Origin of the sequence: Celeribacter marinus, assembly GCF_001308265.1 — a bacterium.
GTDB lineage: Bacteria > Pseudomonadota > Alphaproteobacteria > Rhodobacterales > Rhodobacteraceae > Celeribacter > Celeribacter marinus.
The window spans coordinates 2,050,685-2,070,427 of sequence record NZ_CP012023.1; the positions used below are offsets into that span (position 1 = coordinate 2,050,685).

The 19,743-nt window shown below is 59.2% G+C and carries 22 protein-coding genes; 2 read left to right on the forward strand and 20 right to left on the reverse strand.

All coding sequences use genetic code 11. The annotated features are described in order from the left end of the window. Positions 1–3: 3 nt before the first annotated feature. The 17 genes from IMCC12053_RS10285 to IMCC12053_RS15845 all read right to left on the reverse strand — a co-directional run bounded on the left by IMCC12053_RS10285 (position 4) and on the right by IMCC12053_RS15845 (position 14,670). Positions 4–711 (reverse strand): DUF2793 domain-containing protein, encoded by a 708-nt coding sequence (locus IMCC12053_RS10285; protein WP_062218754.1) that lies wholly within the window; start codon positions 709–711, stop codon positions 4–6. Continuing rightward, on the reverse strand, positions 704–4,645 hold the full coding sequence (locus tag IMCC12053_RS10290) for a baseplate multidomain protein megatron (protein WP_062218758.1): 3,942 nt from the start codon (positions 4,643–4,645) through the stop codon (positions 704–706). Before IMCC12053_RS10290 ends, IMCC12053_RS10285 begins: the two co-directional genes overlap by 8 nt. Then, positions 4,645–5,100 (reverse strand): C40 family peptidase, encoded by a 456-nt coding sequence (locus tag IMCC12053_RS10295; protein ID WP_062218760.1) that lies wholly within the window; start codon positions 5,098–5,100, stop codon positions 4,645–4,647. The genes IMCC12053_RS10290 and IMCC12053_RS10295 overlap by 1 nt, the downstream gene beginning before the upstream one ends. Next, positions 5,100–6,008, reverse strand: coding sequence for a DUF2163 domain-containing protein (locus IMCC12053_RS10300; RefSeq protein WP_062218762.1), 909 nt, complete (start codon positions 6,006–6,008; stop codon positions 5,100–5,102). The genes IMCC12053_RS10295 and IMCC12053_RS10300 overlap by 1 nt, the downstream gene beginning before the upstream one ends. Next, positions 6,008–6,640 carry a DUF2460 domain-containing protein gene (locus tag IMCC12053_RS10305; protein ID WP_062218764.1) on the reverse strand — a complete coding sequence of 211 codons (633 nt, stop codon included), beginning with the start codon at positions 6,638–6,640 and terminating at the stop codon, positions 6,008–6,010. Before IMCC12053_RS10305 ends, IMCC12053_RS10300 begins: the two co-directional genes overlap by 1 nt. A gap of 29 nt (positions 6,641–6,669) precedes the next feature. Further along, the gene (locus IMCC12053_RS10310) at positions 6,670–7,332 is read right to left on the reverse strand and encodes a phage tail tape measure protein (protein WP_062218766.1); all 663 of its coding nucleotides are present in this window, start codon (positions 7,330–7,332) and stop codon (positions 6,670–6,672) included. Next, positions 7,325–7,576 (reverse strand): rcc01693 family protein, encoded by a 252-nt coding sequence (locus tag IMCC12053_RS10315; protein WP_062218768.1) that lies wholly within the window; start codon positions 7,574–7,576, stop codon positions 7,325–7,327. Before IMCC12053_RS10315 ends, IMCC12053_RS10310 begins: the two co-directional genes overlap by 8 nt. Positions 7,577–7,586: 10 nt before the next feature. Then, positions 7,587–7,901, reverse strand: coding sequence for a gene transfer agent family protein (locus tag IMCC12053_RS10320; protein WP_062218770.1), 315 nt, complete (start codon positions 7,899–7,901; stop codon positions 7,587–7,589). 3 nt (positions 7,902–7,904) lie between these two features. Continuing rightward, positions 7,905–8,318: a phage major tail protein, TP901-1 family gene (locus IMCC12053_RS10325; RefSeq protein WP_062218771.1), complete on the reverse strand. Its 414-nt coding sequence runs from the start codon at positions 8,316–8,318 to the stop codon at positions 7,905–7,907. Positions 8,319–8,345: 27 nt separating this feature from the next. After that, positions 8,346–8,756: a DUF3168 domain-containing protein gene (locus IMCC12053_RS10330; protein WP_062218773.1), complete on the reverse strand. Its 411-nt coding sequence runs from the start codon at positions 8,754–8,756 to the stop codon at positions 8,346–8,348. Further along, a complete protein-coding gene (locus IMCC12053_RS10335) occupies positions 8,753–9,064 on the reverse strand; it encodes a head-tail adaptor protein (RefSeq protein WP_062218775.1) in 312 nt (103 codons plus the stop codon). Before IMCC12053_RS10335 ends, IMCC12053_RS10330 begins: the two co-directional genes overlap by 4 nt. Next, positions 9,064–9,651 (reverse strand): head-tail connector protein, encoded by a 588-nt coding sequence (locus IMCC12053_RS10340; protein ID WP_417903489.1) that lies wholly within the window; start codon positions 9,649–9,651, stop codon positions 9,064–9,066. The genes IMCC12053_RS10335 and IMCC12053_RS10340 overlap by 1 nt, the downstream gene beginning before the upstream one ends. A gap of 183 nt (positions 9,652–9,834) precedes the next feature. Beyond that, positions 9,835–11,040, reverse strand: coding sequence for a phage major capsid protein (locus IMCC12053_RS10345; RefSeq protein WP_062218779.1), 1,206 nt, complete (start codon positions 11,038–11,040; stop codon positions 9,835–9,837). Continuing rightward, positions 11,037–11,657, reverse strand: coding sequence for an HK97 family phage prohead protease (locus IMCC12053_RS10350; RefSeq protein ID WP_236852416.1), 621 nt, complete (start codon positions 11,655–11,657; stop codon positions 11,037–11,039). The genes IMCC12053_RS10345 and IMCC12053_RS10350 overlap by 4 nt, the downstream gene beginning before the upstream one ends. Before the next feature lie 13 nt (positions 11,658–11,670). Beyond that, positions 11,671–12,861, reverse strand: coding sequence for a phage portal protein (locus IMCC12053_RS10355; RefSeq protein WP_062218781.1), 1,191 nt, complete (start codon positions 12,859–12,861; stop codon positions 11,671–11,673). Positions 12,862–13,049: 188 nt separating this feature from the next. Continuing rightward, positions 13,050–14,363 (reverse strand): DNA-packaging protein, encoded by a 1,314-nt coding sequence (locus IMCC12053_RS10360; RefSeq protein WP_143090040.1) that lies wholly within the window; start codon positions 14,361–14,363, stop codon positions 13,050–13,052. Next, positions 14,329–14,670 (reverse strand): hypothetical protein, encoded by a 342-nt coding sequence (locus IMCC12053_RS15845; protein WP_143090039.1) that lies wholly within the window; start codon positions 14,668–14,670, stop codon positions 14,329–14,331. Before IMCC12053_RS15845 ends, IMCC12053_RS10360 begins: the two co-directional genes overlap by 35 nt. A 323-nt stretch (positions 14,671–14,993) precedes the next feature. Here IMCC12053_RS15845 and IMCC12053_RS10365 point away from each other — a divergent pair, with 323 nt between their 5' ends. After that, positions 14,994–15,767: a potassium channel family protein gene (locus IMCC12053_RS10365; RefSeq protein WP_062218783.1), complete on the forward strand. Its 774-nt coding sequence runs from the start codon at positions 14,994–14,996 to the stop codon at positions 15,765–15,767. Positions 15,768–15,812: 45 nt separating this feature from the next. Here the strand turns inward: IMCC12053_RS10365 and mltG are convergent, their stop codons facing one another. Continuing rightward, complete coding sequence (gene mltG / locus IMCC12053_RS10370; RefSeq protein ID WP_062218785.1) at positions 15,813–16,979, reverse strand: endolytic transglycosylase MltG; 1,167 nt, start codon at positions 16,977–16,979, stop codon at positions 15,813–15,815. Next, complete coding sequence (fabF, locus tag IMCC12053_RS10375; RefSeq protein ID WP_062218787.1) at positions 16,979–18,241, reverse strand: beta-ketoacyl-ACP synthase II; 1,263 nt, start codon at positions 18,239–18,241, stop codon at positions 16,979–16,981. Before fabF ends, mltG begins: the two co-directional genes overlap by 1 nt. A gap of 350 nt (positions 18,242–18,591) precedes the next feature. Between fabF and IMCC12053_RS10380 the strand changes: the two genes are divergently transcribed. Continuing rightward, the gene (locus tag IMCC12053_RS10380) at positions 18,592–19,188 is read left to right on the forward strand and encodes a hypothetical protein (protein WP_074906401.1); all 597 of its coding nucleotides are present in this window, start codon (positions 18,592–18,594) and stop codon (positions 19,186–19,188) included. A gap of 301 nt (positions 19,189–19,489) precedes the next feature. Here the strand turns inward: IMCC12053_RS10380 and IMCC12053_RS10385 are convergent, their stop codons facing one another. After that, on the reverse strand, positions 19,490–19,723 hold the full coding sequence (locus IMCC12053_RS10385; RefSeq protein WP_009571390.1) for an acyl carrier protein: 234 nt from the start codon (positions 19,721–19,723) through the stop codon (positions 19,490–19,492). Positions 19,724–19,743 lie beyond the last annotated feature (20 nt).

Genomic DNA, 19,743 nt, shown 5'->3' on the forward strand with positions numbered 1-19,743 from the left:
ACATCAGATCGGAATAGCAAATTGCAGACAATGCACCGCAATGCGAATTTCACCGCTTGCAAAATCGCCGCCCTCGCCCGTCAGGATCAAATCCTCGGCGCTATAATACGTCACGGGCGCACCTGTCAGACCCCGCAGCCATGATCCTTGTGGCATAGACAAGGCCGATCCGTAGCGATCAACGGAGCCTGCAACCCCGAGCGAAAACCCGGTCGCCGTGCCTGCAATGGCCGTTGTGACGCGGCCCGTGACGCCGAACACCACCGATTGAGACGGCAACGCGAATGGCACGTGTGATGTCGCCCCTGCCCCGATCACATGGTCGATCTCGATGGTGCGTTGGATCATGCCCGCGCCATTTGGCGAGAGCGATTGCAGCCCCTCAATCCACTGGGTGCCATCAAAACAGGCGTGAGCCCCCTGATCGACGACATAGGCGCGCATGCCTTGGGTGGCGGGGACAAACGCCCAACCTGCATTGACGTAGACGGCGATCTGGCCCTCGTGAGCTGCCCACGCGTTGACCGCGCCCGCGGGCACGCCGTAGGCATCCCCCTCGGATGCGGCCAGTGGCGGCGTTGTGATCGTGGTGGAGCCAAGAGCGAGTTGGACAAGCGCATCAAGGCGGGTCAATGCCTCGTTCACGGTGACATGTTTTTGCGCCTGCGAGGGGGCCAAAAGCGGCAGGTTCAGACGGGGTGTATCAGTCATTGATCAAGATCCTTGTGAATAGGCCCGCGCCGAAGCTTTCGGACACTTGAGCCACTTCGATGGTGAATGGCGCAGTCACGCCATCCGATGTCTGGTGCGCCGCCGCATAGGTCCACGCGGGCGACACCGTGATGTCGTCGCGCATCACGGCGCCGTCTTTGATGACACGGGTGGTGTAGATCTCGGACGCCTCGCCCAATGGCACCTCGACCGAGACCCAGCTGTCACCGTCAAGGCGCGTGCGGCGCACCCAGGTCACATTCAAATCCCCCGTGGCCGCATCACGCGCGGCGTGCAAATGGCACGGCGCATAGGGGCGCAACCCGATGCCGTCGAACGCCTCGGTGCGGTGTTTGTAACTGGGATCGGCAACCCCGCGCTGTGCGGGGCCGATGCGGTAGTGACGCGCCAAACCACGCGCCGATGAGGCAAGATCAATCTGCGACAAGGCTTCGTTGAGCAGGATCACGCGCGCCCCAATGGGCCATGTCGGCAAAGCGCCGTTTTCAAGCGCATCTGTCCCCGCCTGACCGCGCAAGCGCAGCGAAATGTCATAGGTCTGCGCGCCAACCAGTTCGGCATGCGCGAACTGGAACACTTCCCACTGCCCTGACGTCCCATCGCCGATTGCCACCGCATTTGCCCCGTTTAGAACGGCGTCCTCGGTGACAGAGGTGAGAGCGCCACGGGTGAGTTTGACCCCCAACGGCGCACCGCGATCCCAAAGGCCGGACACAGCAGGCTCCAACGCGGTTTGCGTCACGCCAAACGTGGCCCATGTGGGCAAAAGCGTGTTGAGCGTATAGCCCTCGTCGGACGCTGAGGCATAGACCGCTGCTGATCCGGGCCATGGATTGGCCACCGCTCCGACAAATGGCGCGTGCGGCACTTGGCTCTCGCTCAAAAGTGGAAGATCAAGGAACAGCGCAAACACCGGCACAGGGGCCGCAAAGGCGCGCGCCTCAACGATCTCTTCGGCGGCGTCCGATGGTTCAAGATTGGCCGGCTCGATGCGCACCGCTTCGACCTGACGCGCGGTGTCGAGCGTGGAGTGGTCAATGCGGTAGAGCGCCGGCCCTGCATCTTCCTCGATCTGGACCACATCGCCCGCGCCATATGCGCCCATCGACGGCGGCAGGACAAAGCGCGCCGTGTCACGCGCCACCCGCGATTGCGCAAGCCACCGTTCCACCACCTGTTTGCCCTCCGAACGGGTGAGCGCCAATGGCAGCTCCGAGAGCGACACAGTGCGAGCCTCTTCGTCGGGATAGATCGCCTCTTGTGTGCGCGCCGCAAAGGAGCCATCCGCCTCCACGAACGTCAGGCCCACACGCCCCGCCACCTCTGCCTCAGGGGCGCGGGTGCGCTCAATAATACCGTCGAGGCTATCAATGCGCGCCAGATTTGGCTCGTCCACCGTCACAGATGGCTTGCCGTTTTGCGTGCGAAAGATCAGTTTGCCCTCGCGCTCGATCGCGTCAAACCCGTAGGCCAGCATCAGCGGTTGCAACGCAGCACGCGCATCGGTCACATTGGGCACGCTATAGCCGCGCAACACGCCCCAAAGCGCGCTGACATCATAGTCGTGAACGCCCGAGCGCTCGCATATTTCGGCGACAACATCCGCCAAAGACCGCGACCCTGCGCGCCCGTTGAGCCAATGGCCCTTGGTATAGTTGATCCCGTCCGACCACACGGATGTGGCATTGGGAAAGGCGGGAAACGGCCGCGCATCCCATGCCCACACATACGCACGATCCATATCGATCATCGGCCCGCCGTACACGTCCGACACGGGGTTGTTGTCGGCATCATTCCAGTATTGCGTTTGCGCGCGCAGGTATTGCAGCTGGATGAAATCATCCCGCCGCCCGTTAGAATAGGCGGGCAGATCGCTTTCCGAGGACTTGGGGTCGAGGAACTTGTTTGGCTCGTTGGTGCCTTTATCGACGGCAGCACAGCCGATTTCGGTGAACCAAATCGGTTTCATCCGTGGCTCCCACGCGGAGGGCGTTTCAATGCGCACGCCGTCCACGCGGTTGTGGTGATCGTTCTGCCACCAGCTGCGAATATCCTTATACCGCCAGATCCAATCCTCGCCGTGTAGCCCGTCATAGATCGGTGTGCGAATTTGCGCCTCGGCGTGGTTTGGGTGGGCATAATACCAATCATACCCTTCTGCGCCCTCAATCCCCGCCTTGAGGTAGTCGAGGTTATAGATCGACCCATATGCGGCGTCCGCATGATCATCGCCCTCGCGCCAGTCCGAAATCGGCATGTAGTTGTCGATCCCGACAAAGTCGATGTTGGCATCGGCCCACAGCGGATCGAGGTGATAAAACAGATTGCCCTGATACTGATAGCCGAAATACTCCGACCAATCGGCCGCATAGCCGATCTTGCACTCCGGCCCCAAAATGGCGCGACAGTCCGCAGCCAAAGCGATCAGCGCATCCACAGCCGGAAAACCGCCCATCCCTTGGATCGTCGTCAAAGACCGCATTTCGGACCCGATGCAAAAACTATGCACCCCACCCGCAAGCGCACACAGATGCGCGTAATGAAGGATCATACGACGATAGGAATACTCGTTTGGCCCCGAGTAGCCCACGCGGTCGCCGTCTTGGGTGAAATCGTCCACCTGCGCGGTGCCAAAAAACGCGGCCACTTGCGCATCTGCGGCGGCGGTCGCGTTTGGACCACCCGCCACACCGGGCGCGAGCGCGGCCGTTATCCGCCCACGCCACGGCAAATGCGGCTGTCCCGCAACGCCCGTCCACGGATCAATCAGCGTGTTACCCTGCATTTGATCCATCAAGATAAACGGGTAGAACATCACTTCACGATCCGCGTCTTTGAGCGCCACAATCGCCTCGATCACCGACTGATCGGTAGGCGTGCCCCCATACACCACACGGTCATCGGGCAAGCGCGGCAACACCTGCGCGGTGTCGCGGGTCAGACCCGAAACCGTCCACGGCATTTGTGTCCCATCAAGACTGTTTTGCTCGACTTTGGGCCGCAAACTGCACGACCCGCACCGCAGGTCATCGCCAAACCACGACACCACGAGAGAGGCGGCTTTGGCATTGGGCAACTCGCCCACCAGATCATCCAGTGCGGTGGCATAGTTGGTCAGACCCGAGGCCGAATGCACGTTCGTGCTTTCGACATTGCCCAAACCGTCCTCGAAATACACGGGCGTTGTGGCCAGCGCATATTCGCCCGTCCCCGGAATGATCGAGACACCTTTCACAATGGCATTCAGGTCTGGCTCGACACCCATCCCCGCTGTGGTGCCCGTGGCGACTTGTTCAGGGCGCACCACTTCGAATGTGAACTGGGGAACACGATTGCCGTAGGGAGCAAGCGCCAGATCCTCGATCACCACATAGGCAATCCCGCGATAGGCCGGCACATTGCCCGCCCCCTCAACCGCTTCCATTTTGGGATCGGGCAGTTGATCCTGCGCCCCTGTATAAACACGCATGTTCAGATCATTGGGGCTGATTTCCTGCCCATCGGCCCAGATACGCCCCACCCGTGCAATGGCTCCCTCGCACAGCGCAATCGCCAACGACGTGCTATATGCATACGACGTTGTCGTTGTGGACGGCGCCCCCTTGCCGCCAGACGTGGATGATGTGGACACGGCTTCGGAAAACCGCGTGGCCCAAATCACCTGACCACCGATGCGCATACGCCCGTAAAGCTGTGCAATCGGCGCGCCCTCAGACGCACCGGTAAAGCGGAAACGATCCACTTTGCCGCTCTCCACCACGGCACTGCCCGCGCCCATAAGTCGCTGATCCATGCGCGCACCGATGCTGGCACCAATAGCGCGCCCGATGACGACCGAGGACAGGCCAAGCACGCCACCGCCCACAGAGGCACCGATTGCGCCACCAACTGCTGAAAGAACGATCGTCGCCATCACTGGTCTCCGTTTTCAAATAAAGTGTCGGGAAAGGCAAAACACGCCACGATGCGCCGCGCCCATGGGGACGTCAGCGCCCCCTCGACCACGCCGTGGCCGCTATAGGCATGCACAAACGCGGCGGCGTCACCCGTGCGGGTGACAAGGCCAATATGCTTGGCCACGCCCCCCGCCCGCATCCGAAACAACATCACATCACTCGCCGCCATATCGGCCACAGGCTTGGCCCGCATATAGGTCGAAAGCGCAGACCAAAGCCGCTCCGCGCGCTGTGGTTCGCTCCAGTCGCGCGTATAGGCGGGCACTGCGGCAGGCTCGGCCCCAAAGGCCTCCCGCCACACCCCGCGCAACACACCCAAACAATCCGCACCCGCGCCCTTAACGGACTCTTGGTGATGATACGGCGTGCCGATCCACGTGCGCGCGATCCGCACAATCTCAAAACGCGTCATCACGCACCCCCTTGGCGCGAGCCACCGTCATTATCATCCGAGGAGGATGGGTAGGCAGCCAGCCAGTCATCGCCTGGAATATGAGGAAAGCCGCGAAAGTTATTGAAGTTATTGAATTTAAGGCGGCATGTCTCCGCGCGCTTGTCGCATCCCGCCTCTAGGCGGATCGTATCGCCGACAGCAACGGCACCCCGCAATGGGTCCCACAGGTCAATCACACGCCCCGTGGCCGTTAAGCGATCATTCTTTACGATGCCAACCAGACCCGCCGCCGCGCCAGAGCGCACCACAAGACGGCCGCGCTCAAACCATCGGTCATCAAACTCCGCCAAACCCGTCATACGAAACACCCGCGCGCCGTCCACCGCCTCAACACTCACCTCGGCGCTATAGCCCAAAGCGTCCAGATCAAACCCACAGCTCGCCCCGCCTAAAACAGCGGAACACGCAGAGTGATACACGCGGCCCTGTGGTTGGTTGAGACCTTCCGTCAATCCGCGCAATTCGGCGCGAAAGCCACCACCGACACGGGTGATTTCTCCGAACGTTCCGTTGAACTGCAACACCCGCTCGGACACATCGGCCCAATTGACCAACCACGCTTTGACCGTTGCACTGTCAAAGCGCCCCGCCTCGATATCGCGCTCGTCCACCGCCACCGACGACAACGCGCCAAGGCTTTCGGTGTTGTCCACAGACAAACCCGTGGTCTGCTCCAACGCTTGCGCAGTGAGGCCCGTATCGGCCTTGAACACGATGCCGTCAAACCGCAGGTCCAGATCGTGATCGGTAAACCCGAGCACCACACCATCGCGCCGCGTCAACGCCCATGCGCGACACACGGTCGTAATACCACGCGCCAAATGCGCCTTGAGCGCGGCCGGAAAATGATCGGAGGGAACAGCCATCACACACGCACCTCCACAATCGGCACATCGGGTACTTCGCCCGCCTGAAACGAGGCCACAGAGGTGGCAATGCGGTCGGTGTCGAACCGCACCGGCACGTCAAACTCAAACCCCGCCGTGATCTCCACATGTTCCTCTGGCGGCGATACGAACGTGATCAATCCCGCGTCAATATCCACACTCCAATGAATGCCCTCTTGCAACTCAACGCCACCCACACCCACACGCACCGTACCAAACACAGGTTTGACGATGGGTCGCCGGTACTGCGCGCGGCCCGAAGCATAGAGCTTACACAACGGATAGCTCATCGTGACACCATCGCCCTTGGCAATCTCTTGGTCATCATAGGCCACCGAGCTCGAGGCCAGACAGGATTTGAAATCGGACCAGTCTTTCCAACGAAAGCCGAACATCTGACCTTGGCGCGCCTCAAAGAAGGCAATCAGACGCTCGATGTCATCAAGCGACCGCATGCCCAGTCCTGCGTCATACCGGCGGCGCGAATGGGCCCACGGCGTGTTGCGCTCTTCGAACCCGTTTGCCAGTGTGACAACATCCGTGCGCCGCTCAGGCCCGCCCACAGATCCAAAACTCAAGTTCGCGGGAAATCTCACATCATGAAACGCCATGTCTAATCCTTTGAAAAATCTACTGTCGCTTAACGGTTACGCTGGCCACGCCCCACGGCACGGCTCAACTGCGCGGCGATCTGGCTTTGTGAGCGCTGGAACCCCTGCACGTCAGGAGTGGTGATGTTCATGGTGACGTTAACGGAGCGGCCACCGCCCGAGGCCTGCACCCCAAGCTTGCCATTGGCCCCACGCGCAAGCGGCATGATGGCCTCTGGTCCAGCCTCGCCCATCACGCCCGCCCCGCCACGCATGGGAAAATACGTTGCCTGAGACACGATCCCGCCCGTAGCGAAGGGCTGCACGCGACCTTGGGCAAAGGATGCACCGTTTGCGAAGGGCATCAGACCTTGGATCACCGCCTCTAGCCCGCTTCCAAGCACCGACCCCGCATGCGTAGCCACAGGGCGTACAGCGGCGTTATAGGCCGCATCAAGCATAGACCGCCCCACACCCTTAAGCGCATCCGATAAGGTATCACCATCGAACACAAGCCCGTCGATCGCGCGTTTGAGCCCATGCGAAATGCCTCGCTCAAGCGCGCCGATCTCGCGCTGCGTTTGCGCCACGGTGGCTTGCAATTGCACCATTTCACGGTTGAACGCAGCGGCTATTCCTTCGGCCCCGCCGATCACACTTTCCATGTCCGCCACACGATCCTCGAACCGGTCCAGCGTGTTGAAATCATCCATTATTTTGCCCTTCCGTCTTCGGGGAATATTGCGGCGTATCGGGATATGCCCGCGCCAGTTCGTCCAATCGCACGCGCCCCATCGCGGTCGCACCACGATCTGTACCCAGCATCATCAACAGCTCGGCGGGCGTTAGCGCCCAGAACTCGGCAGGGCGTAGCCCCAAGCCCCGTATCCCGGCCCGCATGAGCGCAGGCCAATCCACACCGTCCTGATCCAAAGGCTGATCCGACATTTTGCTCATCGTGCGCCCCTCAGCTCGGCACGGTAAACGCGCGCGCCAAAAGCGCCGCACCAACCCGCGCCGCCTCAAGCGGCCCACCCGTGATGTCGGCGGTCAGAATGTCGTCATAGCCGCCCTGCCAACCGCCGCCGCGCAATCCCGCAACAACAACCCGCACCACATCCGCCGACGAAAACTGGCCCGCCTCGTAGCGCTCGACGAGTGCCACAAGCGTGTCGGTCTGCAACCCCGCCTCCAACTCGGCCAACGCGCCAAGTGTCAGCTTAAGCACACGCCGCTCGTCGTTTAGGGTAAGCGCCACTTCGCCTTGAAACGGGTTTGCCATGGCTTAATCCGCCACAAAGGTCATCTGACCCGCTGATGCCATCGACAACTCATATGTGGCCTCGCCGTTGTGACTGCCGGCATATTCGATGGCGGTGATCTGAAACGGGCCTTCGACCACGCCGAAATCGGGAATGATGACTTGGAAATTGGGCACCAACCCCTCAAAGAAAATCTGGCGCGCACGCTCATCGGTGTTGGTGTCTTTGAACACGCCCGAGCCCGAGATGGCGGCACTTTTGACCCCCGCGCCCCCCAACAACTCACGCCATCCACCGCCACTTTCAAGCGAGGTGACATCAACGCTTTCCGCGTTGAACGAGATCCGCTGGGCGCGTAGCCCCGCGATGGTTTCAAATAGACCTGCACCGTCCATATCCAACTTGATCAGAAGATCTTTTCCGTTTTGCGCAACCATAGGAATGCTCCGTTTTATCGTTTGAAATCAGTTATCTTCGACGCGTGCGCGAAATGTCATATCGATCCTGCGCACATCACTATTCGGGACGCGCCGCGCCTTTGCCGACACGAAAGACAGTCCAACAAGGTGGCCGCGTGTGAGGCTCAAATCGGCATCCACAAGCACATCCGACACGGCGGCCGCGACCTGCTTGGCCCGCAAAAATCCCGCCATATCCGACAGCACACTCACCACAACCGCATGGCGCGCGCCCTGTCCCGTCTGGTCAGAGGCATCCACAACCGTCTCTGGCCCAAGCGTGACATATAGCGGCGGCACTGTGCCCGACGGCGGTGCATCAAACACATTGGCCCCCACAAATCCCACAACCGCCGCGTCATTGGCGATGGCTTGAAAGATCGCGGATTGTAGCGCCGCTCCAACCCCATAGCTCATAGCGACACCTCTTCGCGGGCCTGACACGTCAGGTAGTGACCATGGGGATCGCTCTCGGTGACGGAGACAATCACATAGCTGCGCGTCCCATCGACAAACCGTTGATCGAGCTTTGGACGGTGGGCATGGCCCACAGGTGCGCCGCGCACCGTGATGCGCACCAATGCGGGTACACCCTGAGAGCGCGCGTCAATCGCGGCCCACACCACCCCGAGCGCCCCCCAAGTGTCGTGATATCCGCCCGCCCCATCCGCAACACGCTGGACCTGTTGCAACGTCAAACGGCGATTTAGATAAACGCTCTGCATTAGCCACGCCCTCCAAAAATCCGGATGTTGCGATAGCGGTCCAACAGCGGAGCCACGCCAAACGGCATGTCGCGTTCACTTGCGGCCCCTTCAAAGCGGTGCTCATAGTAATGCGCCGCAAGCAAAAATACCGCTTGGGCAAGATCACCGGGAACATCCGACCACGTCGGACCAAAGCCCGCCGTAAACTCGATCCGCGCAGCACCCCCCACGGGCACCTGCGGCAGCATAAACCCAAGGCTCACAAGGCGCGGACGATGCATGTCAGGCTCAAGCATGTATTTGCTCGGATCGATCATCACCTCGCCGCCGGCACGGTCCACAATCACAAACGCGGTAATCGCGCTCACGGGGGAGACGGGCAATGATTGCGCCGCCAAATCGCGCCACGCGCTCACCGTATAGCTATAATCACGTGCAATCAGCGCCTTGGATATGCGCGCCTCAATCGCGGCTATGGCCGCCCGCAGATAGGTTTCAAGCATCCCGTCTTGAACGCTATCCACACCAAACCCTGTGCCAAGGCGCAGGTGGTCTTTGAACAGCTCTAACGGGAGTACACCCACGGGAACTTGTGTCTGCTCCATCAACATCATCGCAACTCTCCGAAACTCGGTCCCCCTCGGACCTACTGGTGTGAAAGATGCGCGGCCGCCCGTGTCGCTCGGACGGAGGGGGAGCAGCTAGACAACACATTGGGCGTTGCGCCGCGCATCCCGTTGCCCCCGCCAGTCGTCATAAAGACAGGCAGAGACAGGGTCGTTTGAGGATTAGGAGACCGAGAACTTCAGCAACTTGATCGCTGCAAAGTCGGACACATCACCGCCCACACGCTTGGTTGCATAAAACAACACATGCGGCTTGGCGGAGAACGGATCACGTAAAATGCGCACATCGGGACGCTCGGCCACGGTATAGCCCGCCTTGAAATCACCAAAGGCAATCGCGGCTGCATCAGACGCAATGTCAGGCATGTCTTCGGCCACAAGAACCGGATAGCCCATTAAACGAGCAGGTTCCCCCGCCGCAAGACCGTCCGACCACAAGAACCGACCATCGGCGTCCTTGAGTTTGCGCACTTGGCCTGCGGTTTTGGAGTTCATCACAAACGCGCCGTTGGACCGATACTGCGCCCCAAGCGCATAGACCAATTCGACAATCGCATCCGCAGGGTTGAACGTGTCAAACCCGCCGTTGGTGCCTGTGGCCACATAGCCCAGCGCGCCCCAAACCCACGCATCATTGTCAACCTGCGCATGGGCCAAAATACCCGTAGGCTTGTCCACTCCGTCCCCGTTGATAAACGCCGATGCCTCGGAGCCTGCAAACTTGTCGGCAATCCGCGCCGCAAGCCAGCTTTCGATATCAAACGCCGCATCATCCAAAAGACGCTGCGAGGCTTTCGGCAGGGCCGACAGCTCATAGAGCGGAATGGAAATACGGTCGATTGTCGGCGTCGATGTCTCGCCCACTGCACCCGTTTCAGAGACCCAACCAGAGCCAATGTCCGAGGTGTCGATGAGCACGTCATAGGACGTGGATTCGACATTCACCACATTGGCGATGGAACGGATCGAAGCTGTGGATTTGAGCACCGTCTGGATCGTCGCAGACGTCTGTGGATCAACAAGAAATCCGCCATCGCCATTCACGGCCGTTGACATGGATTTTCCCTCTAGCGTGAGACCGCGTAGCGCATCATCATCGCCGTTGCGCACATAAGTCTCCATTGCGGATTTATGCGAGAGGTCCACCTCATAAGAGGCCGATAGGGCCGGACGGCCAGTGGTCTGTGTTTTTTGATCAAGCATGGTCAAGCGCTCTTCCTGTTGATTGAGTTTCGTATCAATTGCGGACTGAAAGTCCTTGAGATCACGCATGAAACCGGCCAAAGCGGATTTCACGTGTGTGGCGGGGTTTGACGCGGCTGGGCTCACGTCAATTGCGCCCCGCGCCTGTGGTTGGGGTGTGCTCATCCAAACAATCCTTTGTGTGTCGGTTCGCGGTGAAAGGACTGACCTGCGGGCGATGTATTGGCCTCGGTCAACTCCATGCGGGCGCTCGACAGAGCCTCCGCGATATCGCGCAACATCGCATCACCGTCCCCGGGCGTGTGGCCCTTGGTCTGCGCTGCGATGCGCGCTTGCGGAAGCATCGGAAAGGTCACAAGCGACACCTCCCAAAGCTCCAGCTCGGACAGGACGCGCGCGCCGCCATCCGTTTTTCGGGCACGCACCGTCCGGTAGCCAATCGACAATCCGTCAATCGCCCCCGCCTCAATGAGCGCTGCCGCCTCACGGCCCTTTTCGATATCGGTCAAAATACGCCCCTTGACGAACAGGCCGTGCGCATCCTCTCGCACCACGTCCCACACGCCGATGGGTTGGGCCGGATCGTGCTGCCATAGCATCTTGACGCGCGCCCCCTTGGCTTTGAGCGCCACAAGAGACGCGCTATAAGCGCCCTTGGCGACGATATCGCCACCGCTATCTTGCGTGCCAAAGAGCGAGGCATAGCCTTCGATTTCTACGCCCGTCTCGACGACCTGCGCGGCGCCCAAACGGCAAAACTTGTGCTCAAGTCCCAGTGTCATTTCATGATCCATCCTAAACCTCCTGCGCATCAAACGGCGCACCATCCGCAAGAGGCGGCAGACCAAGCATCCTGCGTTTTTCATCGGGTGTGAGGAACTTTGCCTCTGCCACCCGCGCCCACTGCGCATCGCGCTCGGCGGCCAAAGCTGGCACTTGGTCCAGATCAGGTTTGAGCGTCACCGCGTCGCCGGTCATCTCGGACAACCAATGCCCCACCGAACTTGTGACCTTGGACACAAGCGGCAGCACCGTCAGACGGTAAAAGGCGCGATTGGCCTCTTGGTAATTGGCGTATGTCGCATCGCCGTTGAGACCGAGCAACATGGGCGGCACACCGAACGCCACCGCAATGTCGCGCGCCGCGGCATCTTTGGTCTTTTGAAATTCCATATCGGAGGGAGAAAAGCCCATCGGCTTCCAATCCAATCCGCCCTCAAGCAACATCGGGCGACCCGCATTGCGCGCCCCTTGGTGATGGCTTTCCATCTCGCTGAGCAAACGGTCGTATTGATCCGAACTCATCGCGGCCTGACCGTCCGCGCCCTTGTAAACTATCGCGCCAGAGGGGCGTGCGGCATTGTCCAACAGTGACTTTGACCACCGTGACGCCGAATTATGCACATCAATCGCCGTGGCGGCTGCCACGATCGGTGACAAGCCATAGTGATCATCAGACGGATGAAAGGATTTGATATGACAGATCGGCGTTGCCCCGTCCGTCACGGCAAAGCGGTGCGTGCGCCCGCCCACCGCATATTCATACGCCACGGGCCAACCATCCGCCCCGGGAACAAGGCTCATACGGTCTGAGCGCAACACATGCAGCTCGCGCACTGCCCCCTCGCCCACAGCCTCCAGATAGCCATTGCCCGACAACAAAAGCTGGGCATAGAGCGCCTCGAACAACTCGGCGCGCCCTTGCGCCGAATTTGGCCGCTCAATGACGGACAACAACGGATGTGTGTTGAACCGCTGCGTGGCGCTTTGCACCACCACTGGCAAGGCACTGGCCGCCTCCGCAATCAACTTGACCACGCGAAAGCCAACGGGATTGCCGGTAAAGCCAACCCGCGTCAAACTCACGGTATCACGCGGGCTCCACGCCACACGCCCCGCACCCGACATGGCCGCTACGACTGGACCTGTGGCGGAGGCTTTGACCTCATGAGGTCCGTCTACGCTGCGCTTGAGAAAATCAAACATGTGTCTCTCGTCTCCTGATCGTTTCGCGCTCTTGGCAAATGCCCGCGCCGTCGTTGAGACAAGTTCTAAACGAAAGGTAAAAAGACTCCGTAACCCCTGCGCACGCTGCCCCGCGCACCGCGCAACACCCCACAAATGCAAAACGGACCGCCGAGGCGATCCGTTCAAGTCACGTTGGGGTTTTGACCCTATAAGCTGCGGATTTTAGGCCGCATCGCCACCGCTGCGGGAGCAATCATCAAGTCATGCACCGCCCACACCAGCGCATCCAAACGGTCGGGTGATCCGCTCGCTTGAAACCCCTGTGCGGTCATTTTCACCATCTGGTCCTCTAACGCGCCAAGATTGCGGGTGTGCGCCACCCGCCCTTGATCATAAAGCGCCGCCACAGGTTCGGCCCGCGCCGCCTTTCCACGCGTGGCCCGCACTGCCTTGAACGGCACCATCGGATCAATCTGTCGCAACACGGTTTCCACCATGTCGCCGCCTTGGTTGACCTCCGCTACAATCTTGTCTGCGTCCCACCGCGCCCGCGCATCAAGAGCCGCCTGCGCCCAAACGGTTGGGGAGGCCGCCGACACGCTGGCATCCTCCAACACGAACGCCCGCCAATTGCGCGGCTCCCCGCGTGTCACCGCCCCCACGACCACAACGCCGCACTCATCAGAGCCTTTATGCCCAGTGACCGGCGGATCAACCGCCACCACAATGCGGTCCAACTCGGGAATGTCATCGACCCGTCCCGCATCCAGTTTGGCAAGCGACCACAGCGCGCCCTCTTCCTCATCGAGTAACACACCGTCCAATTCCTGACGCCCAAGCCGCGTACCCGCATAGCGCACGCGCACCTCCTCCAAGAACGATTGCGCCAAATTCGCCGCATTGGTCTGTGTGCAGGCCTGCGTCATAACGGTCGACGGCGCGGCAATAATGTCCTTGAGCACGTCAACATTGCGCGGCGTGGTGGTCACGACTTGGCGCGGATCATCGCCCAACCGCAATCCGAACTGAAGCATATCCCACGCCCCGCGCGGGTCTTTCCATTTGGCCAACTCATCAACCCAAGCCGCATCAAACTGCGGGCCGCGCAACGCCTCGCCGTCAGAGCCCGAAAACACCATCGCCTCCGCGCCGTTTGGCCACACAAGAGCGCGCCGCGTTGCAACCCATTTGGGGCGGCGGTCCGGCGGTGAACACGCCAAAATGCCGCTATCGCCAAACACCATAACCTCGCGCGCCTGATCATAGGTCTCGCCTATTAGGGCCACCCGCTTGGCACGCCCCTTATCGAGTGGCTTGGCGCCCTCGACCTGTGTGCGCACCCATTCGGCCCCCGCGCGGGTCTTTCCCGCACCGCGCCCGCCCATGATCACCCACGTGCGCCAATCGCCCTTGGGCGGCACCTGATGATCCAACGCCCATGCCTCGAACATGAAAGGGAGCGCTGTCAGCGCCCCCTCCCCCAGTTCAGTCAGAAACGCATCTTGGGTGTCGCGTGGCATACAGGCTAGCCAAGCGATCAATGATCTCAGATCGGGAGGCGTCAAAGTCGACTTCGCCACGTCCCAATCCTCCGTTTTTGCGTCTGTCCTCATCACGTTTTTGCCTTTCGGTTATGAAGGACTGCTGTGCGCGATGCAGATCAAGCAAAAATGGCTTGATCCCCTTCGTCGCTCCGCTGTCTCCCGCCTCTATGGCCTCCATCGCCTGTTGCAAGACAACAATGGCCCGTTTCAATTGATCGTCGACGGCCTCATTCATTTTCTCGGCCCAGTCGTACTCATCCCCCACTGATGACGTCTCTTTCATGAGTTCTGCCTCTTATGCTGCGTTATCCTCCGCACAAGAGCCGCGGGACGCCCGACCGGTGCCACTTGTTTGCACAAGAAACCCCGACCAAACCGTGCGCTTACACACCCCCTCAGGTATCGTCAGCCCATCGACCCGCGCCTTCCAGCATCCATTCAAAGTGACACAGATGGGGCAAACACGCGCCTAATGCAGCGCACGGTGCGCTCAGACAGTGAGCCGCCCGCGCCCACACGCGGCATGTCACCCCCTTGAACAGCGCGCACTTTTGGCCATAACCAATGCCATAGCCTCGTTTCAGGCACTAAGAGGGAGGCCGGTTTATGGCCCAACGCTTCGCCGCGACACTGCATGAGATTTATGAGAGTGAAACCGACCGTGCGCACCGCTTTCGCTACGCGCTCTTGGCGTTTGACCTGTTCACCATCGTTTTTGTGATCGCAACATCGTTTGTGGTGCACACACCGCTGATCGAGCGGCTCGACATGGTGTTTGGTGTGCTAATCCTCATGGATTTCGCCGCGCGGGTCTATGTGACCCAAAACCGCGCACGGTATTTTCGCAGTTTCGCCACATGGGCCGATATTGCTGCCATGATCTCGTTCATCGCGCCGCTTGCGGGCGAAGGTTTGGGTTTTTTGCGCATTTTGCGCACATTACGCCTTTTGCACACCTACCAGTTGATGAACCGCCTGCGTCAGGACTTCACCTTCTTTCGTCGCCGCGAAGAGGTGATCGTCGCCGCAATCAACCTGTTGGTGTTCATCTTTGTCACCACGGGGCTGATCTACGCGCTTGAGCACGGCCACAACCCCAACATCCGCAACTACGCCGATGCGCTCTATTTCACCATCACCACGCTCACAACAACGGGCTTTGGCGACATCACCCTTGAGGGGACAACGGGGCGCTTGTTGTCGATCGGGGTCATGTTCTTTGGCGTCACGCTGTTCTTGCGACTGGCCCAAGTGTTGTTTCGCCCGTCAAAAGTCCGCTTTGAATGCAAAGACTGCGGCTTACTCCTCCATGATGCCGATGCCACACATTGCAAGCATTGCGGCGCGACTGTGCATATCGAAACCGAAGGACAATACTAACCCGCACAACCAAAAAGAGCGCCACATCAGGGCGCTCTCTGGGGTCTATTGATCGGCTTCGATCCTGCGCCATTTTGCGACATTGGCGTTATGCTCGGCGAGCGTGACCGCAAAGGCATGCCCCCCCGTTCCATCCGCAACAAAGAAGATAAACGGTGTCGTATCCGGATCAACCGCCGCCTCCAAAGACGCCACACCAGGGTTGGCAATCGGCGCAGGTGGCAAACCACTGATCACATAGGTGTTGTACGGACTGTCAGATTGCAGCTCCGATTGACGCAAACCGCGCCCCAAATAGCCCACACCATTGGTCACACCGTAGATCACGGTCGGATCGGTTTGCAAACGCATGCCCTGATTGAGGCGGTTCACGAACACAGACGCCACTTGGCGACGCTCATCGGCAATGCCAGTCTCTTTCTCGATGATAGAGGCAAGGGTAAGCATCTCCTCAGGCGTCGAGATGGGCAGATCATCAGACCGCTTTGCCCAAATTGCCGCGATCCGCGCCTCTTGCGCACTCACCATACGGGCGATCAAATCATCCACGTCCGAGCCGTCCAGAACCTCATAGCTATCGGGCGCAAGCATCCCTTCGGCGGGCATCTCATCGGCCTCAACAGAGCCTTGCAAAACGTCCACATCCTTGAGGCTTTCGACCACACGCCACACCGTTGTGCCCTCGGCGATCAACACGCGGTACCGCGTATCAGCCGCACTGCGCACCGCCATAAAGGCCGCAGGGATCACATCCCCCTCGTCGCCCGCCTCACCAGGTTGGAATTCGGCCGTCTCAACATAGGCTTGCGTGGCAGGGTCCAATTCGCGCACCTGCACCTGCGTGCGGTTCACACCGATGCGGTAGACAACTTCGGTCCCGCAACTGGACGCGCCACCACGGGTGACAATATCCACGATCTCATCCATCGACGCGCCATCAGGGATCAAAAACGCACCCGCCTTGAGCTGTGATGTCTTTTCGGAATACTTGGCCCCCATCCGCAAGATGGACGCACTGGTCACGGCCCCTTGGGAATACAGATCGTCCGACACCCGCGTGAAATTTGAACCCGACAACACACGCAAACAGATCGCCTCGGAGAGCGGTCCATCTGCGGTATACTGGTTCTTGCCCCACCCGATGACGCCCGCCACCGCGATGAGAACAAAAATAAACAGCGTCAATGCGTTAGACGCGATAGATCGCCACATTAGTCCGTGACCTTCTTCATCACGAGGGACGCATTCGTGCCCCCGAACCCGAACGAATTCGACAGAGCCACGTTAATCTCGCGCTCGCGTTTCGCATTGGGCGCGAGATCAAGTTTCGGCTCAACGGCTGGGTTGTCGAGGTTGATCGTAGGTGGTGCCACCTGATCGCGGATCGCAAGCACACAGAAAATCGCCTCAACCGCACCCGCCGCGCCCAACAAGTGGCCGATGGAGGATTTGGTCGACGACATCGTGGCCTTTGACGCCGCATCGCCCATCAGACGCTCGACCGCGCCCAACTCGATGGTGTCGGCCATGGTCGAGGTGCCATGCGCGTTGATATAATCGATATCATCGGGCGTCAGACCCGCACGTTTGATTGCGGCCTCCATGGCACGGTAGCCACCATCACCATCCGACGCGGGTGCCGTGATGTGATAGGCGTCACCCGACAGGCCGTAACCCACAATTTCCGCATAAATCTTTGCGCCACGCGCTTTGGCGTGCTCGTATTCCTCAAGCACAACAATGCCCGCACCCTCACCCATAACGAACCCGTCACGGTCGTCATCATAGGGACGGCTCGCCGCTTTGGGATCGTCGGAGCGTTTGGTGGACAGCGCTTTACACGCGTTAAAGCCCGCGATGCCCAATTCGCAAATCGCGGCTTCCGCACCGCCCGCAACCATCACATCCGCATCGTCGAGCATGATCAAACGCGCCGCATCGCCAATGGCATGCGCCCCCGTCGAACAGGCCGTCACAACAGAGTGGTTTGGACCCTTGAAACCATACTGGATCGACACCTGACCCGAGATCAGGTTGATCAACGAGCCGGGGATAAAGAACGGCGACACACGGCGCGGCCCCTTTTCCTTAAGCAAAATTGCCGTATCCGCAATCGACGACAACCCGCCAATGCCGGACCCAATCAGAACGCCCGTGCGCAACCGGTCCTCTTCGTCCTCGGGCAACCAATTCGCATCGGTCAGCGCCTGATTGGCCGCCGCAATACCGTAGAGAATGAAATCATCGACCTTCTTTTGGTCTTTTTTGGGCATCCAGTCATCGGGGTTGAACGTTCCGTTGCTGCCATCACCGCGCGGCACTTCGCACGCGTAGTCTGTGGCCAAATGGCTCGCGTCAAACCGCTGAATCGTGCCTGCGGCCGATTCTCCGGCGAGCAAACGCGTCCATGTTTCCTCAACACCGCATGCAAGCGGTGATACCATTCCAAGTCCTGTGACAACGACGCGGCGCATGTGCTCTGCCCCCTCTAAAATTTTGTTTAGACGTTTATTACACGGGTGCGCACTCCGATGAAAGACCCCGCTCGCCCCCTAACGGCGGATTGGCGGATTTTGGTGAGTGATGTTGGTTGAGCGCTTAAGCTTCAATGACTGCGTTGCGGGACTAAGTCACAGTCTGCTCGGTCAACGACAATGGCAGCTTTCTGCCCCCGACCAGCACTTGAATTTACTTGGATTGTCTTGCTAGGTTAGTTTAGTGATGTAAATCAGGCTTGCTTCCTGCGAGCAATAAACGAGCTGAAAAAAAGATGCCCCCCAGTAGTACAGCTCAAGAACGAATTTCGATCGCACATCGGGATTGGATGCATAAGCTACAAGAGTATCCTGGTTGGCGAGAATGGAAGCGTTCACACATCGGCTATACGCTCAATTTTGACGACGAATTCATGCCTCCCGAAAAACATGCTGGAGATTTCAAGTTCTCGCTTGAGATGGAGTTAGAGCATGCGGTCGTGACTTGTTACCTGGAGCTATTGAGCACTGCAAATGCGCTTCGCGATGTCGAATGGTATTTTCGGCGCTACCCATTTTCCCGCGCGCCCGTTACGCGCGAAAGTCACTTAAAATACTGTTGTGAAATGTATTTTGCGCGATTCTATCAATTTCGAGAACGGCTAAAAGTGCTCTCTAAGGCAGTTAAAAGCGCGGTTCCCAATCATGGATTGGATTTTGGCAAGTTTATTAAGACGTTTGACAAGGAATTCGATCCGGAAATTAGAGCAAGGCATGGAATTCACCACCATGAGGCGTTCGATGAAGTTGCTATTTCTCGGATAGCTCTGCTCGAACTCTCGGATCCGTCTGACGGCCGTGAATCGCGAAAGCGAGCGTATCAATCTCACTATCGCAAAACTGCAAATGCGTGGGCTTCAAGAACGAAGCGCCGTTCAAACGTTTAGATAGATTTGTTGAAGCCGTGGCGGAGGCTTTGCTGAGAACTTGCCCGTTCCTGACTGTTGCAAATAGTTAGTAATAGTTAAGCCTATTCGGGACGCGCCACTGAAAAGTAGAAGCTTTGCTAAGTTAGCTTCCATTCACATAGCAGACATTTGCGCAACGCGCAGCATCTGTCAAAGTCGGCTCCAACCTGCCATTCGCTGAAACGCCGCGCACTCGGTCAACGCCCCCACCCAAACACAAAAAAACGGCGCCGCCCTTTTCAGGCCGCGCCGTTTTCTAATTCTGTCTAAGCGGTGAGGCTTAGGAAGCTTCAGTGATGAACTTCACTGCGTCGCCGAATGTCTGAATTGTTTCAGCAGCGTCGTCAGGGATTTCGATGCCGAACTCTTCTTCAAAGGCCATAACCAGCTCAACTGTGTCGAGGCTGTCTGCGCCAAGATCGTCGATGAAAGACGCCGTCTCAGTTACTTTGTCTTCTTCAACGTCGAGATGCTCGACGACGATCTTTTTAACGCGATCTGCGATGTCGCTCATATTCTTTCCTCACATATATG